The following is a 15245-nucleotide window of genomic DNA, read 5'->3' as shown; positions in this document are numbered from 1 at the left end:
GGGGCCGGCGCCTCGGGTGAGGCGTCGGAGTCAGGTGAAGACGATGGTGTGGTTGCCGTGCCGGATGACACGGTCTTCGGCGTGCCACTGCACGGCGCGCGAGAGTACGGCCCGCTCGACGTACGCACCGCGGGCCTGAAGGTCGGCGGCGGTCATCGAGTGGTCGACGCGGGCGACGTCCTGCTCGATGATCGGGCCCTCATCGAGGTCCTTGGTGACGTAGTGGCTGGTGGCGCCGATGAGTTTGACGCCGCGTTCCTTGGCCTTCTTGTAGGGGCCGGCGCCGATGAAGGCGGGAAGGAAGGAGTGGTGGATGTTGATGACCGGCACGCCGACGCCCTCGAGGAAGTCGTCGGTGAGGATCTGCATGTAGCGCGCCAGCACGACGAAGTCGACGTTGCCGGCGAGGAGCTTGACGATCTCGCGCTCGGCCTCCGACTTGTCCGGCCCCTGCGAGGGCACGTGGAAGAAGGGGATGCCGAACGAGCGCACGTCCTCAGCGGTGTTCGTGTGGTTGGAGATCACCATCGGGATCGTGACATTGAGCTCGCCCCGGCGGTGGCGCCACAGCAGCTCGAGCAGGCAGTGATCGCTCGTGGAGGCGAGGATCGCCATCCGCTTCGGCACCGACTGGTCGGTCAGGCGCCACTGCATCCCGTAGGGCTCCAGCGTCTGAGCGAGGTCGGCTTCGATGTCGCCGATCGCCGCTGCCAGGTCGGGCCGGTGGAAGACGACGCGCTGGAAGAACGCGCCGCCCTCGGGGTTGTCCGAGTACTGGTCGAGCGTGACGATGTTCGCCTTGTTGCGCGTGATGAGTGCGGTGACGGCGGCGACGAGCCCGGGCTGGTCGGGGCCGTGCACGATCAGGCAGGCGTGGTCACGCAGGGCGTCTTTGTGCAGGGACATGCGGGGATCTCCTCAGGACTGCGCGGCGATGTAGTCGCGGGCCCAGTCGGATGTCGCCCGCAGACCGCCGAACGTGTAGAAGTGAATTTTGACAGGTCCGCGCGAGTCCTTCTGCGCGACGAGCGCTCCGAGGTCGCCGATGAACCGGTCGGGGCCCGCCGTTCCCATCAGATTGGTGAGCGAGAACCCATACTTCTTCACGATCATCGCGTTCGCGCCGACGCCGAAGCGGCGGGCGAAGGTGATCAGGCGCTTGATGCCCGCGGGGCCCGGCGTGCCGATGCGGATCTCCGCGGTGACACCGCGCTCGCGCACCCCGTCGATCCAGTCGATGACCGGGTCGGTGTCGAAGGCGAACTGCGTCAGGATGACCTGGCCGAGGCCCGCATCCGCGAGGGCCGCCGACTTGTCCTCGAGGTGGCGCCACAGCACATCCGTGGGGATGTCGGGGTGTCCCTCGGGGTAGCCGGCGATCGAGACCTCGCGCACGCCGTACTTCTGCAGGATGCCGGAGCGGATGACGCTCAGCGAGTCGGGGTAGGGCCCCTCGGGCTCGGCCGGGTCGCCACCGACGGCGAAGACGTGCTCGGTGGCACCCACCTGCTGCAGGCGATCGAGGAACTCCTCCAGCTGGGCCGCCGAGGCGAGTCGGCGGGCCGACACGTGCGGGACGGGGACGAACCCGGCGTCCTTCACGGCCTTGGCCGCCGCGACGCGCATATCGAGATCCTCGTTGCCGAGGAAGGTGACGTTGATCTTGGTCCCGGCGGGGATGACGTCGCGGGCCTCTTCGAGCCCGGGGATGTCCTTGCCGGTCATCTCGAGCGAGAAGCCGTCGAGGAGTGCGAGGGATGCGGCCGGGTCGGGTGCGGGGGTGTTACGTGCCACGAGTCGTGGTCCTTCCGCTGTCGGGAGGGCTTCGTTGCGCCTCGTCAGCGAGAGTACCTATGTCGATAGGTAATGACAAGAGGTATTTCACGGCCCGTCGTCCACCTTCGGGATGACATCCGCGCCAAGAGTTACATCGCCCCGGCGATGTGCCCGCGATTCCGCGGGAGAACCATGGGGATGTGTCATCTTCACGCGTGCCCGCGACCACCCCTGCCGCTCGCCCGAAGCGCCGCCGTCGGCGCATGGTGGTCACGACGATCACCCTCGGCGCGCTCGCCGGAGCCGTCGTCGCCGTCGTCGTCGCCGCCGACGTCTACGGTCCGCGGTTCGGTTTCTATCTCGTGCCTCCATCCGTCGAGAAGTACGCGGAGATCGCCGTCGAACGGCTCGACGGCGGCTACCACGCGGACGACCCGGAGTGGCCGGCGGCGCGGGCCGCCATCCTGGACGCGGCGAGCTCGGCCGCCGACTACGCCGAGCTGTATCCGCTCCTGGAGCAGGGGACGCAGATCGTCGGGGGGCGGCACTCGCGCTTCCTGCCGGCGGGCGGGGATCCCTCCGCCGACCCCGCCGAGACCTCCCCGCAGCCGACGGTCGGCTCGGTGTCGGGCATCACGACCATCGTGCTGCCCGAGATGGTCTCTCCGCGCGCGGAGGACCTTCAGGCCTACGCGACGACCGTCGCGGACGGCATCGACGAATCGGCTGCAGGCACCTGCGGGTGGGTCGATCTGCGTGGCAACCGCGGGGGCAACATGAACCCGATGCTCTCGGGGCTCGCCGCGCTGCTTCCCGACGGCGCGGCGCTGTCGTTCGTCGACCGCAGCGGCGCCGCCACGCCCGTCACCATCGAGCCCCGGGGAGTCGCGGTCGCCGGCAACGTCGCCGTCGACGTCGGGGCTCGGAAGAAGGTCACCGGCGCGCCGATCGCAGTCCTGCAAGACGAGTGGACCGCATCCAGCGGAGAGGCCGTGCTCGCATCCTTCCGCGGCGTGGCCGGCGTCCGCACGTTCGGGACGGACAGTGCCGGCTACACGTCCGCGAACGTGAGTCACACGTTGTTCGACGGCGCGACGATCGTGCTCACCGAGAGCCTCTACGTCGATCGGACAGGCCGCAACTATGAGGAGGGTGTCATCGTGCCGGACGAGCGCTCGACGGACGCCGAGGCGGATGCGCGCGCCTGGCTGGGGGAGCAGGGCTGCACGGGCTGATCGCGCGGGTGGGGGTCAGCCCTTGCGGGAGGCGCCCGCATCCGCGAGCCAGGACTCGTTGTCGATGCTCTGGAGCACCCGCATCTCGTCGAGCATCTTGCGCAGCAGCGCATTCAGCCGGGTGACCTCGGCCGGCGTCATGTGGGCCAGGATGATCTCCTGTCCGCGAAGCGAGATCGGCAGCATGTCGTCGTGCATGGCGGCGCCCGCTGCGGTCAGATACATGGGCCGCGATCCGCGTGCGCCCTCGGCGAGCACCACGAGACCCCGCTGTACAAGGGTCGTCACGCTCTTGGAGACGATCGCCTTGTTGACGACCAGGAACTCCGAGACCTCCGATGCGGAGAAGCCGGGGTTCATCGCGAGTGCGGAGATGACGCGCCACTCGTTGGTGCCCAGATCGAACTGACGCCGGAGCTCGTGCGACTCGCGCCACACCAGTGCATTGGAGAGCAGCGCGAGCAGGCGCGGGGTGAACGCGTCCGGATCGATCACATCGGCCAAGGGCTCGACGACCGCGCTCTCGGGCGGCTCGACGCCGTGGGCATGACGGTTGCGATCAGTTGCCATCGGGTTCCTCTCCGTGGTCGGGATGCGGCGGGGGCCGCGGGGAAGGGGGAGATCGAGACCGGTTGCGATCCCGATCTCCCCGTTCGTCAGTGCGCCATCGCCGCCAGGGCCTCGGGGTCGATCGTGGCGATCGACCGGGTGTCCTGGAAGGCGCGTACCCCCTCGATGCCCTGCTCGCGTCCGAAGCCGGACTGCTTCATGCCGCCGAAAGGCGCGCGTAGGTCGAGGCGGGTGGCGCCGTGGTCGTTCACCCACACGTAGCCGCAGACCAGCTGCGATCCCACGCGCTGCGCCGACTCGGGCGATGCGGTCCAGACCGAACCGCACAGGCCGCCCCAGGTGTCGTTCGCGAGGGCGACCGCCTCCTCCTCGGAGTCGAACGGGATGATCGGGATGACCGGGCCGAACTGTTCCTGGGTCACCACGCGCAGCGACGGGTCGGGGTCGACGACGATCGCCGGACGCAGGAAGTTGCCGCCAGCGAGCTCGCCCCCGGGAAGGGTGCCGTACTCGCGCACGTCGGCGCCGGCATCCTTCGCCTCCTGGATGATCTCCTCGACGAAGGCCTTCTGCGCCGGCTGATGGAGCGGGCCCATGGTCGTGCCCTCGTCGAGTCCGTAGCCGATCACGACCTTCTCGAGGCGTGCTTCGAGCCCCGCGACCAGCTCGTCGAGACGCGAGCGGTGCACGAACACGCGCTTGGCGTTCATGCAGATCTGACCCGTGGTGTCGTAGATCGCGGCGTAGAGGCGGTCGAGGTGCGCGTCGTCGAGGATGGCGTCCTCGAGGAACACCGCCGCGTCGTTGCCGCCGAGCTCGAGCGTCACCCGCGTGAGGGTCTGCGCGGCCATCTGCATGATGCGCTTTCCGCCGTTCACGCTGCCGGTGAAACAGACCTTCGCGACGTCGGGGCTCTGGATGAGCTCCGACATGTTCTCGTCGCGGCCCGTGACCACGTTGAGGACCCCGGGCGGCAGCTTCTCGGCGATGCGCTGCACCACGCGGGTCGTCGCCATCGGCGCGGAGGGCGGCGGCTTCACGATCGCGGTGTTGCCCGCGAGCAGTGCATGGGGCAGCGCCGCGCCGAGGATGGCGATCGGCCAGTTGAAGGGCACGATGATCGTGACGACGCCCAGCGGCTGGTAGGCCACCTCCGTCGTCACGGGGATCGCGCCGGGGACCACGGGGAGCGTGTGCCCCTTCTCGACCTCGTCCTTCAGCATGAGGGCGAGGTTCCACCGGATCTCGAAGACGAGGGCATCCACCCACCCCTCGAAGCGGATCTTGCCGTTCTCCTGCGACAGGACGGCGGCGTCCGTGTCGCGCTCGTCGGCGACGCCGGCGATGGCTGCGGCCATCGCGTCCGCGCGCTCCGCCGCCGACAGTGCGCTCCACGACCCGAAGGCGGCGGATGCGGCGGCGACCGCGTCGGCGACATCCGCCGGCGAGGCCGCAGCAGCCTCGCCGACGACGACTCCGGGCTTGCCCGGGTCGGCGATCTGTAGAACGTCATCGGTGAAGCGCTCCGCGCCTCCGATGTAGAGCCCTGTCCGCACTCCGGCGGACGTCTGGGCGATCGAACTCGACATCCCTGCACCTCTCTGTGTCTCGGATATGTGCGGGATCGCGACCGTCGCCACCCCCGCGGCACGAGTTTACGTCCATTCCTGTTTACATGTAAATGAGATCGTGCTACGTTCACCGGGTCGCCCTCCAGAGCCGGACGGCGGCACCCGAAACGACGTCGATGAAGACGCGATTCTGCGCACATTCGGCGTCTCCCCTGCCATCGACGAGGAGGCATGATGAGCAGTTCCCCCCTGCAGACGGACCAGCGTCCGAACGTGGCCGAACTGGAGGATCTGGCGTTCGAGCTGCGGCGCAAGCTCCTGCAGCTGTGCGGCACCTACGAGGGCGCCGTCCACATCGGAGGAGACCTGTCCTCGGCGGACGTCTTCACCGCTCTCTTCCACTACGGCCTGAACGTCGACCCGACCGACATCGCCAACCCCGAGCGCGACCGCTTCGTGCTCAGCAAGGGCCACGCCGCCGTCTGCATGTACATCGCGATGGCGATGCGCGGCTTCTTCTCCTACGAAGGCATCGTCGACACCTACGGCCAGCTCGACAGCGCGTACGGCATGCACCCGTGCAAGGTGCAGCTGCCGGGTGTGGAGGCGTCGACGGGCTCGCTCGGCCATGGTCTTCCCCTCGCCGTGGGCATGGCGCTCAGCGCCCGCCACCGCGGCGACGCCCACCGCGTGTTCACCCTCCTCGGTGACGGGGAGACCGGCGAAGGGTCGGTCTGGGAGGCGGTCATGGCCGGTCGCAGCAACCACCTCGGCAACCTCGTCGCCTTCGTCGACCGCAACCGCCAGCTGATGACGAGCTTCGCGGAGGAGCGTGTCGCGTTCGAGCCCTACCCGGACAAGTGGCGCGCCTTCGGGTGGAACGTCGTGCACGTCGACGGCCACGACATGGCACAGCTGGTCGAGGCGCTCGACGCCCTGCCGGAGCCCGACAGCGAGACGCCCACCGTCATCATCGCCGAGACGATCAAGGGCAAGGGCGTCGACTTCATGGAGCGCAACCTCGCCTGGCACGCCGGATCGCTCGGCGCCGCCGACCTCGAACGCGCCCTCGCGGCGCTCACCGCCTCGCGTGAGAAGGAGTCCGTCTGATGCCTGTGACCTTCACTTTCGGAGAGTTCCTCGGAGCAAGGTCGGTGATCGGCTCGACGCTCGCGGAGCTCGGTGCCGAGTACGAGAACCTGTGGGTGCTCACCCCCGACATCGGTGCGACCCTCGTGGAGTTCCGCGACACCTTCCCCGACCGGTTCATCGATGTCGGACTCGCCGAGCAGGCGTGCGTCGGGATCGCAGCCGGCCTCGCCTACGACGGCAACATCCCCGTGGTCTCCGGCATGCTCCCCTTCCTCAGCATGCGCGCCCTCGAGCAGGTGCGCACCGACGTCTGCTACCCGAACCTGCCGGTGAAGATCATCGGCACGCACGGCGGACTCGTCGGCAACGGCGGATCGACGCACTACGCGGTCGAGGACCTCGCGCTCATGTGCGCCCTGACGAACATGACCGTCACCTCGATCGGCGACCCGCTCATGGTCGGGGAGATCATCCGGCAGTCGATGACGATGCAGGGGCCCATCTACATCCGCCTCGCCGTCGGCAAGAAGGACAAGGTGCTCTACGAGCCGGGTCAGCACGAGGTGCGCATCGGCAAGGGCATCGTCGCGCGCGAGGGCACCGACGCGACGATCTTCACGCACGGCACGACCGTCGCGCAGGCGCTGGACGCCGCGGACGAGCTGGCTGCGGACGGCCGCTCGGTGCGCGTGGTCGACATGTTCACGCTGAAGCCGATCGACGAGGAGCTCATCGTGCGATCCGCCGCAGAGACGGGCGGGCGCTTCGTCGTGCTCGAGGATCACCTCGCCTACGGCGGCCTCGCCACCCGCGTCGCCGACGTGGTGGCCGACCGGGGCATCCGTCTGACGGCGTTCGAGCGACTCGGCATCCCGCAGGTCTACGCGGGCTTCGGCGAGGACGAGCAGCTGCGCGACAAGTACGGTTACGGGCTGTCGGCGACGACCGCGGCGCTGCGTCGCGTGATCGCGGCCGAGGGGTGAGCCGCACCATGCGTACCGTCGCCGTCACGCGCATCGGCAACCTGCGCGATCCCGATGAGGCCGCCCGCGGCCGCATCGGCGTCGTCGACATGCCGCAGCCCGAGCTGGGCCCGGAGGACGTCCGCATCCGCGTCGCCTACGCCGCCATCTGCGGGTCCGACCCTCACCTGGCCGAGGGCTTCTTCGGCACCGAGGTCCCGATCGGACTCGGGCACGAGGTCTCCGGCGTCATCGAGGCGCTGGGGGAGCGCGCCGGGCGAGGTGGTCTCCGCGTCGGCGACCGGGTCGCCGGCAACTTCCTCCGCTTCTGCGGCTCGTGCCGACCGTGTCAGGACGGACGTCAGCAGTTCTGCGAGCACATCCAGGACTACAACCGTCCGGGTATGGCCGAGACGGTCACCTGGCACGAGTCGCAGGTCTACCGCCTGCCCGACAGCGTCAGCCTGCTCGAAGGATGCCTGCTGGAGCCCACCTCCGTCGCCGTGCGCATCGCCGACAAGACCCGCATCCGTGTCGGCGACCGTGTCGTCGTCTGCGGCGGCGGGCCGATCGGGCAGCTCACGGTACAGGTCATGGCCCGCTACGGCGCGACCGCCCTCACGATGATCGAGCCGATCGCGGACCGGCGGGGGATGGCGAGGCGTCACGGCGCGCAGTACACGATCGACCCCACGAGCGAGAACCAGGCCGCGGTCGCCGACGAGCTCACCGAGGGTCGCGGCTACGACGTCGTGATCGACGCGTCGGGATCGACCCGCGCCACCCGCGGACTGCTCGACCTGGCAGCCAAGGGCGGCACGGTCGTCTACGGGGCGATGTACCCGAGCGACTACGAGCTGCCGCTGAACATATCGGACTACCTCTACCTGAAGGAGCTGACGCTCACGGGCGTCTTCGTCTCGCCGTACGCGTTCCCGCGTGCGTTGAACCTGCTTCCGCACCTCGACCTGGCTGAGTTCACACAGGCCGTCTTCCCGCTCGAGCAGGCCGCGGAGGCGTTCGAGGCGCACCTCACCGGTCGCCACCCGAAGGTCATCATCGCCTGCAACGACGAGGCCCGGCTCGGAGGTCTGTCATGACCACCGCACTGGAACGGGAAGCGGCGCCGGTGGAGACCGCCCCTGCGCTCGAAGCCCGTGACATCGTCAAGCGCTTCGACGGTGTCCACGCCCTGAAGGGCGCCCGGCTGTCCGTGCTCCCCGGCGAGATCCACGCCCTGCTCGGCGAGAACGGCGCGGGCAAATCCACGCTGATCAAGGTCGTGACGGGGCTGTACGCCCCCGACGGCGGCACCATCCTGCGCTCAGGCCAGGAGGTCGAGTTCCAGAGCGTGCGCACCGCCCGCGGCGAGGGGATCGTCGCGCTCTACCAGGAGCTGTCCATCATCCCGTCGCTGACCGTGGCCGAGAACATCCTGCTGGGTGAGCAGACGCCGCGCCGCGGGGGCGTCGTCAACTGGCGGGAGCTCCGCCGGCGGGCGAAAGCGCAGCTGGACAGCATCAACCAGCGCATCCCGCTGGGCAAGCTCGCCGGTGACCTGTCGCCCGTGCAGCAGACGATGGTCGCCTTCGCCCGCGCCCTCGCCACCGACGCGCGGGTGCTCATCCTGGACGAGCCGACCGCATCGCTCACGGACACCGAGATCACCGACCTGTTCGCGGTGCTGCGATCCCTGCGCGAGCGGGGCGTCGCCATCGTCTACGTCTCGCACCGCCTCGAGGAGGTCTTCGAGCTGTGCGACCGGCTGACCATCATGCGCAACGGCGAGACCATCATCACGAAGGATGTGGCCGACTCGCACATCGACGAGGTCATCTCGCTCATGGTCGGTCGCGAGGCGGGTCAGCTCTATCCCGAGCGCGGCTCGGGCGGCGGAGACGTCGTCCTGCGCGTCGAGGGCCTGACCGGCCGTCGCGTGCAGGATGTGTCGTTCGAGGTGCGTGCCGGCGAGGTCCTCGGCATCGGCGGACTGGCCGGCGCGGGACGCAGCGAACTGCTGCGCATCCTCGCCGGAGCGCAGAAGCACCAGAACGGCACGATCACGGTGGGGGAGAAGACCCTGCCGCGCTCGCCCGGGGTGGGTCGTGCGCTCGCCGCGGGCATCGCCCTCGTTCCGGAGGAACGTCGCAGCCAGGGCGTGATCCTGGGCGCGTCGATCCAGGACAACATCACGATCGCGAACCTCTCCTCGGTGAGCTCGGTCGGCGTCGTCTCCCAGGCGCGCATCGCCGACATCGCCCGCCGCGGGATGTCGGATCTGCAGATCAAGGCGCGCAGCCCCCGCCAGAGCGTGGGCGAGCTGTCGGGCGGCAACCAGCAGAAGGTCGTGCTCGCCAAGATGCTCGAGCGTCAGCCCGCCGTCCTGCTCATGGACGAGCCCACGCGCGGGATCGATGTCGGCACCAAGGCCGAGATCTACCGTCTCATCCGCCGGCTGGCGGCGACCGGCACCGCCGTGATCGCCGTCAGCTCCGAACTCCCCGAGCTCATCGGCATGAGCGACCGCGTCGTCATCATGCACGAGGGCCGTATCTCCGGACAGGTCGACGCGGCGGAGGCCGACGACGAGCTGCTCCTCTCCTACTGCTACGGAAAGTCAGAGTGACATGGCCACCACCACGGACCCCACGCTCACCACGCGCAGCATCGTGACCGCGCGCGCCGAGTCGTTCGGGCGCATCTTCCTGCACGGCGGCACGGTCGTCGCCCTCATCGTGCTCGTCGTCTTCTTCTTCGCGATGCGCCCCGATGTGTTCCTGACCTTCACGAACGTGAAGAACATCCTGTACCAGGTGTCGATCCTCGCGATCATCGCCGGGGCGCAGACCATCGTCATGGTCGTCGGCGACTTCGACCTGTCGGTGGGCGCCACATCCGCGCTCGCCGGCGCGGTCGCCGCATCCATGATGATCAACGGCGTCCCGGTGACGGCCGCGGTGGCCGTCGCGATCCTCGTGGGTCTGCTCGTCGGGCTCGTGAACGGCGTGCTCATCGCGTACGTCAACCTCTCGGCCTTCGTCGCGACGCTCGCCACGATGACCTCCGTGGTCGGTCTCGCGTACCTCGTGACCGCGGGGACGACGCTGTTCAACCTGCCGCCGGAGTTCAACTCCATGGGGCAGGGGAAGCTGTTCGAGATCCCGATCCCCGTCTACATCGCGATCGTCATCTCGCTGCTGCTGTGGTTCGTCCTGCGCTTCACGACGATGGGGCGGCGCTGGTACGCGACCGGCGGCAACGTCGAGGTCTCGCGCCTGTCCGGCATCAACGTGCGCCGGGCCCGGCTCATCGCGTTCACGGCGGCCGGGGCGATCTCGGCTCTCGGTGGCGTGCTGCTGGCGGCGCGCCTCGGGAGCGCGAGCGCCGTGCAGGGCAGCGACAACATGATGTTCTCCGTCGCCGCCGTCTTCCTCGGCATGACGGTCGTCCGCTCGGGAGCCGCGAACCTCGGCGGCACCATGGTCGGCGTCGCGATCATCGGCGTCATGAGCAACGGCCTGAACATCCTCGGCGTCAACGCCTACGTGCAGCAGGTCGTCACGGGCCTCATCATCATCGCCGCGGTGACGCTGTCGTCGCTGCGGCACCGCGAGCGCTGACGCTCCGCATCCACTTTCCCGAAGCGGTCGCCCCACGACCGTGCACCATCACAACGCCACGAACACAAAGGAGTAACACGTGCGCACATCATTCAAGGCCCTCGCGGCCGTGGCCGCCGCAGCGGCCCTCGTCCTGACCGGATGTTCCTCGGGCGGCTCGGGGGGCGGCGGCGACGACACCTTCAAGGTGATCGCCTTCACGTCCGGCAACCAGACGCCGGTGGGTGCCTGGTGGGTCAAGGCCGTGCAGGACAAGGCCGACGAACTCGGCTGGGACCTCACGGTCATCCAGGGCGACTTCGACTTCCAGAAGATGAACCCCGCGGTCGAGAGCGCCATCGGCCAGGGTGCGGACGCGATCTTCGACGGCTACACCGACGTCGCCTCGATCGGCTCGATCGTGACCGCCGCCAAGGACGCGAACATCCCGATCTTCGCGATCGACTCCGCGACCGAGGAGAACGATGCGTTCGCGATCAACGTCACCGCAGATCAGCAGGGCATCGTCGATCAGACCGTCGGAGCGCTGGATGAGGCGCTCGGAGGCCTGAAGGGCAAGAACATCATGGTGATCGGGCACGACCCGCACCCCGGCATTCGGCTGCGGGCCAGCCTCGCCGAGAAGGCGCTGACCGCGGCGGGCGCGAACATCGCCGGCGGCGACATCCAGAAGGTCGCCTCCCCTGCGACGGGACGCACCGAGGCGCTGTCGCTCGTCGCGGACTACCTGTCGGCGAACCCGGGCGGCCTCGACGGCGTCTGGGTCGGGTGGGATGACGCGGCGCTCGGCGCCGCCCAGGCCGTCAGCGAGGCCGGCTCGAAGGCCAAGGTCACCGGCGTCGACGCGACGAGCGAGGCGATCGCCGCGATCAAGGCCGGTGGGCCCTTCCTCGCGACCATCGAGCAGCCCTGGCCCAGCATCCTCGACACGGTCGTGGGTGACATCGAGGCCTACCGCAAGGACGGCACGCTGCCCTCCTCCCGCTTCGATGCGGTCGCCACGACCCTCGTGACCGTCGACAACGCGGACAGCATCACCCCCTCCGACAAGCTCGGTTGACCCCTCGGGGCGGGGTGCCGAGAGCACCCCGCCCCACCCCAGACATGGATGGAGGTCGCACATGCGACTGGAATCGAAGACCGCCCTCATCACGGGCGGCAGCAGCGGCATCGGTCGTGCGACCGTCGAGAAGTTCCTCCGCGAGGGCGCGAAGGTCATGATCGCCGACGTGGACCTGGCGCGCTCCGACCAGGTCGTGACGGAGCTCGAGGGCCTCGGATTCACGGGCTCGGTCGCGGCCGTGCGCACCGATGTGTCCCGTTACGAGGATGTGGAGGCCGCCGTCGCCCGCACCGTCGAGGTGTTCGGCTCGCTCGACGTGATCTTCAACAACGCGGGGATCGCGGGCGGCAAGCCGCTGCTCGAGCACGACCCCGAGGTCGACTATGCGCCGATGATCCGCATCGATCAGGACGGCGTCTATTACGGCATCCTCGCCGCCGGCCGGCAGTTCCGGAAGCAGGGGACGGGCGGCGTCATCATCAGCACGTCGTCCATCTACGGCCAGCAGGCGGCGGAGCTCTCGTTCTCGTACAGCGCCGCCAAGGCCGCGGTCATCTCGTTCACCCGCTCCGCGGCCTACGAACTGGCGCAGTACGGCGTCCGTGCCGTCGCGATCACTCCGGGGCGCGTCGGGACGCCGATCATCAACCAGTTCAGCGAGGAGCTGCGGGCGACGTTCGCCGCCGAACAGATGCGCAACACGCTGACCGCCCCCGAGGAGATCGCCGATGTCGTGGCGTTCCTGGCCTCCGACGAGGCGAACGCCATCAACGGCACCGTCGTGAGCGTCGACGACGGCTACTCGGTGTTCAAGCAGCGGCTCGATCTGCCGGTGTTCTGAGGCACGCAATGGACCTCGATCTCGCGTGCCACCTCTCGGCGATCACGCCCGAGCTGGCCCCGGCGCAGCTCGTGCCCATCCTGCACGACCTGCGGGAGATGGGTTACCGACGCGCCCGTCCTCCCGCCGCTGGATGCCGCCGCGACCGACGTCGACGCCCTCGCCGACGCGTTCGTGCGGACCGGGATACTGCCGATCGCCATGTGCGGCCAGGCCCCGGACGCGGACGTCTCCTCGCCCGACGCCGACGTGCGTCGGGCGGGGGTCGAGCTGCTGCGCGCGGGCGTACGGTTCGCCGAGCGGCTCGGGGCCGACCAGCTGAACGGGGTGCCCTACGGGCTCTTCGGTCGCCCGTCGGAGCCGGTCGCCCCCGCCCTTCTCGCCGAGAGCGCGCGGGCGGTGGGGGCGGTGGCCGACGAGGCGGCGGAACGCGGTGTCCAGATGACCTTCGAGGTGCTGAACCGCTACGAGGAGGCGGCGATCAACACGGCCGCGCAGGCCATGGACTACGTCGCCGCGAGCGGCTCGGCCCACCTCGGCGTGCACCTGGACAGCTTCCACATGGCGATCGAGGAGGCGGATTCCGTGAAGGCGGTCCGCACCGCGATGCCGCGGCTGCGCTACCTGGAACTCGGCCAGTCGGGCCGCGGGCCGCTGGAGCACGGCGCGGTGGATGTGCCCGCCCTCGTGCGGGAGGCATTGGATGCGGGCTACCGCGGCCGATGGGGCGTGGAGGCGTTCTCGCGGCCGCTGGCCGGGGGCGCCGCCGACGTGCTCTCGATCTGGCGTGCGCCCTACGCGGACGGTCTCGCCCTCGCGCGGGACGCGGTCGGCGTCATCCGGCGCGGATGGGCGGAGAGCATCCCGGGCCGCAGATCCCACCGCCTGGCCCGCGCGACGGGCTGAACCGGGAGCACCCCTCCCATTGCGCGCGGACCCCGCGTCGCTCAGGATGTATTCACACGTATAGGGCAGGGAAGCCCGGAAAGGTGACACCGATGTCGACTGCAACGCAGGACACCGCCACCCTGATCGATCCCGACGTCTTCGCCGGGCGCATCTACATCGACGGTGAGTGGGTCGAAGGCGGGGGAGGCGCCATCGCCTCCATCGAGCCCGCCACCGGTGAGACGCTCGTGCAGGTTGGGATGGCGGATGCGGCGGATGTCGCGCGCGCCGCCGCATCCGCCGCACGTGCGCAACAGGAGTGGGCGGCCACGCCGCATCCGGCCCGCGCGGCCGTGCTGCGCAAGGCCGCGCAGCTGTGGGAGCAGCACGCGGAAGAGATCATGGGGTGGAACATCCGCGAGGTCGGCGCCATCCCGCCGCTCGCAGGTTTCGCCCTGCACGTGACCGCGGCCGAGTGCTACGAGGCGTCGTCCCTGCCCTCGGCACCGCTGGGCACCATCCTCTCCAGCGAGGAGCCCCGCCTCTCGCTCGCGCAGCAGATTCCCGTGGGTGTCGTGGGCGTCATCTCGCCCTTCAACGTCCCGCTCATCCTCGGCATCCGTGCGGTCGCGCCGGCTCTCGCGCTCGGCAACGCCGTGCTGCTCAAGCCCGACCCCCGCACGGTCGTGACCGGCGGTGTCTCGATGGTGCGCATCTTCGAGGAGGCCGGTCTGCCGAAGGGCGTCCTGCAGCTCGTCCCCGGCGGTGCCGAGGTCGGTGAGGCGATGGTGGCAGACCCGCACGTGCGCGTGGTCGCCTTCACCGGGTCGACGCGTGCCGGTCGTGCCGTCGGTGAGCTCGCCGGACGCCACCTCACGCGCGCGCACCTCGAGCTCGGCGGCAACTCCGCCTTCCTCGTGCGCGAGGACGCCGACGTCGACCAGGCGGTCAACCTGGCCACGTGGGGTGCGTTCCTGCACCAGGGGCAGATCTGCATGACGGTCGGCCGTCACATCGTCCACGAGTCGCTGTTCGACGAGTACGTCGCGAAGCTCGCGGCGAAAGCCGACTCGATGGTCGTCGGCGATCCGGCCGCAGGGCAGGTTCACCTCGGGCCCCTCATCGACGAGACGCAGCGCGACCGCGTGCACACACTCGTGCAGGACGCCGTCGCCCAAGGCGCCCGCCTCGCGGCCGGTGGCACGTACGAGCAGCTGTTCTACCGCCCGACGGTGCTGGCGAACCCCCCGAAGGATGCGGCCGCATACTGCGACGAGGTCTTCGGCCCCGTCGCCTCGGTGGTCTCCTTCGCGACCGACGACGAGGCCGTCGAGCTCGCCGCCGCGACCGACTACGGGCTGTCGCTGGGGATCGTGAGCCGCGACGCCATGAAGGCGTACGACCTCGCCAAGCGGATCCCGACCGGCATCGTGCACATCAACGACCAGACGGTCAACGACGAGGCGAACTCCCCCTTCGGCGGCGTCGGCGCCTCCGGCACCGGCTCCCGCCACGGCGGCGCGCAGGCGAACATCGATGCGTTCACCGAGACCCGCTGGATCACGATGCGCCGCGAACCGGGGCAGTACCCGCTCTGACGCGCACGGATGCGGGCGGTCCCTTCGCC

At 69.5% G+C, this 15245-nt stretch carries 14 protein-coding genes; 10 read left to right on the top strand and 4 right to left on the bottom strand.

The features are described from left to right. Positions 1-30: 30 nt before the first annotated feature. Together purU and QE377_RS06240 are read right to left on the bottom strand one after the other, a co-directional pair. Entirely contained in the window at positions 31-906 is an 876-nt protein-coding gene (gene purU / locus QE377_RS06245; protein WP_137418715.1) for a formyltetrahydrofolate deformylase, read from the bottom strand. Between the two features lie 12 nt (positions 907-918). Continuing rightward, positions 919-1794 carry a methylenetetrahydrofolate reductase gene (locus QE377_RS06240; protein ID WP_373459518.1) on the bottom strand — a complete coding sequence of 292 codons (876 nt, stop codon included), beginning with the start codon at positions 1792-1794 and terminating at the stop codon, positions 919-921. A gap of 197 nt (positions 1795-1991) precedes the next feature. Here QE377_RS06240 and QE377_RS06235 point away from each other — a divergent pair, with 197 nt between their 5' ends. Beyond that, positions 1992-3011, top strand: a complete 1020-nt coding sequence (locus tag QE377_RS06235) for a S41 family peptidase (RefSeq protein ID WP_307320729.1) — start codon at positions 1992-1994, stop codon at positions 3009-3011. Between the two features lie 15 nt (positions 3012-3026). On the opposite strand, the gene QE377_RS06230 is transcribed toward QE377_RS06235, so the two are convergent. Then, on the bottom strand, positions 3027-3581 hold the full coding sequence (locus QE377_RS06230) for a MarR family winged helix-turn-helix transcriptional regulator (RefSeq protein WP_307320727.1): 555 nt from the start codon (positions 3579-3581) through the stop codon (positions 3027-3029). Positions 3582-3667: 86 nt separating this feature from the next. Then, a complete protein-coding gene (locus tag QE377_RS06225; protein WP_307320724.1) occupies positions 3668-5170 on the bottom strand; it encodes an aldehyde dehydrogenase family protein in 1503 nt (500 codons plus the stop codon). A 216-nt stretch (positions 5171-5386) separates the two neighbouring features. Here QE377_RS06225 and QE377_RS06220 point away from each other — a divergent pair, with 216 nt between their 5' ends. The 9 genes from QE377_RS06220 (at position 5387) to QE377_RS06180 (ending at position 15216) form a co-directional block, all read left to right on the top strand. Then, positions 5387-6262 carry a transketolase gene (locus QE377_RS06220; protein ID WP_307320721.1) on the top strand — a complete coding sequence of 292 codons (876 nt, stop codon included), beginning with the start codon at positions 5387-5389 and terminating at the stop codon, positions 6260-6262. Further along, entirely contained in the window at positions 6262-7227 is a 966-nt protein-coding gene (locus tag QE377_RS06215; RefSeq protein WP_234073894.1) for a transketolase family protein, read from the top strand. The genes QE377_RS06220 and QE377_RS06215 overlap by 1 nt, the downstream gene beginning before the upstream one ends. Positions 7228-7235: 8 nt before the next feature. Next, complete coding sequence (locus tag QE377_RS06210) at positions 7236-8306, top strand: zinc-binding dehydrogenase (RefSeq protein WP_307320717.1); 1071 nt, start codon at positions 7236-7238, stop codon at positions 8304-8306. After that, the gene (locus tag QE377_RS06205) at positions 8303-9832 is read left to right on the top strand and encodes a sugar ABC transporter ATP-binding protein (protein ID WP_307320715.1); all 1530 of its coding nucleotides are present in this window, start codon (positions 8303-8305) and stop codon (positions 9830-9832) included. Before QE377_RS06210 ends, QE377_RS06205 begins: the two co-directional genes overlap by 4 nt. Before the next feature lies 1 nt (position 9833). Beyond that, a complete protein-coding gene (locus tag QE377_RS06200; RefSeq protein ID WP_234073891.1) occupies positions 9834-10826 on the top strand; it encodes an ABC transporter permease in 993 nt (330 codons plus the stop codon). A gap of 79 nt (positions 10827-10905) precedes the next feature. Next, positions 10906-11886, top strand: coding sequence for a sugar ABC transporter substrate-binding protein (locus tag QE377_RS06195; RefSeq protein ID WP_234073890.1), 981 nt, complete (start codon positions 10906-10908; stop codon positions 11884-11886). A gap of 61 nt (positions 11887-11947) precedes the next feature. Beyond that, positions 11948-12730: an SDR family NAD(P)-dependent oxidoreductase gene (locus tag QE377_RS06190; RefSeq protein WP_307320711.1), complete on the top strand. Its 783-nt coding sequence runs from the start codon at positions 11948-11950 to the stop codon at positions 12728-12730. 18 nt (positions 12731-12748) lie between these two features. Continuing rightward, positions 12749-13636 carry a sugar phosphate isomerase/epimerase gene (locus tag QE377_RS06185; protein ID WP_307325886.1) on the top strand — a complete coding sequence of 296 codons (888 nt, stop codon included), beginning with the start codon at positions 12749-12751 and terminating at the stop codon, positions 13634-13636. A 92-nt stretch (positions 13637-13728) separates the two neighbouring features. Continuing rightward, complete coding sequence (locus QE377_RS06180; protein ID WP_307320709.1) at positions 13729-15216, top strand: benzaldehyde dehydrogenase; 1488 nt, start codon at positions 13729-13731, stop codon at positions 15214-15216. Positions 15217-15245: the final 29 nt, after the last annotated feature.

Origin of the sequence: Microbacterium sp. SORGH_AS_0862, assembly GCF_030818795.1 — a bacterium.
GTDB lineage: Bacteria > Actinomycetota > Actinomycetes > Actinomycetales > Microbacteriaceae > Microbacterium.
The sequence above is the reverse complement of the archived record's forward strand: the minus strand, read 5'-3'. Positions and strand labels throughout refer to the sequence as shown.

Coding starts and splice junctions, on each gene's coding strand:
- QE377_RS06220 (WP_307320721.1), top strand. CDS start 5,387: ATGAGCAGTTCCCCCCTGCAGACGGACCAGCGTCCGAACGTGGCCGAA.
- QE377_RS06225 (WP_307320724.1), bottom strand. CDS start 5,170: ATGTCGAGTTCGATCGCCCAGACGTCCGCCGGAGTGCGGACAGGGCTC.
- QE377_RS06210 (WP_307320717.1), top strand. CDS start 7,236: ATGCGTACCGTCGCCGTCACGCGCATCGGCAACCTGCGCGATCCCGAT.
- QE377_RS06215 (WP_234073894.1), top strand. CDS start 6,262: ATGCCTGTGACCTTCACTTTCGGAGAGTTCCTCGGAGCAAGGTCGGTG.
- QE377_RS06190 (WP_307320711.1), top strand. CDS start 11,948: ATGCGACTGGAATCGAAGACCGCCCTCATCACGGGCGGCAGCAGCGGC.
- QE377_RS06200 (WP_234073891.1), top strand. CDS start 9,834: ATGGCCACCACCACGGACCCCACGCTCACCACGCGCAGCATCGTGACC.
- purU (WP_137418715.1), bottom strand. CDS start 906: ATGTCCCTGCACAAAGACGCCCTGCGTGACCACGCCTGCCTGATCGTG.
- QE377_RS06180 (WP_307320709.1), top strand. CDS start 13,729: ATGTCGACTGCAACGCAGGACACCGCCACCCTGATCGATCCCGACGTC.
- QE377_RS06230 (WP_307320727.1), bottom strand. CDS start 3,581: ATGGCAACTGATCGCAACCGTCATGCCCACGGCGTCGAGCCGCCCGAG.
- QE377_RS06205 (WP_307320715.1), top strand. CDS start 8,303: ATGACCACCGCACTGGAACGGGAAGCGGCGCCGGTGGAGACCGCCCCT.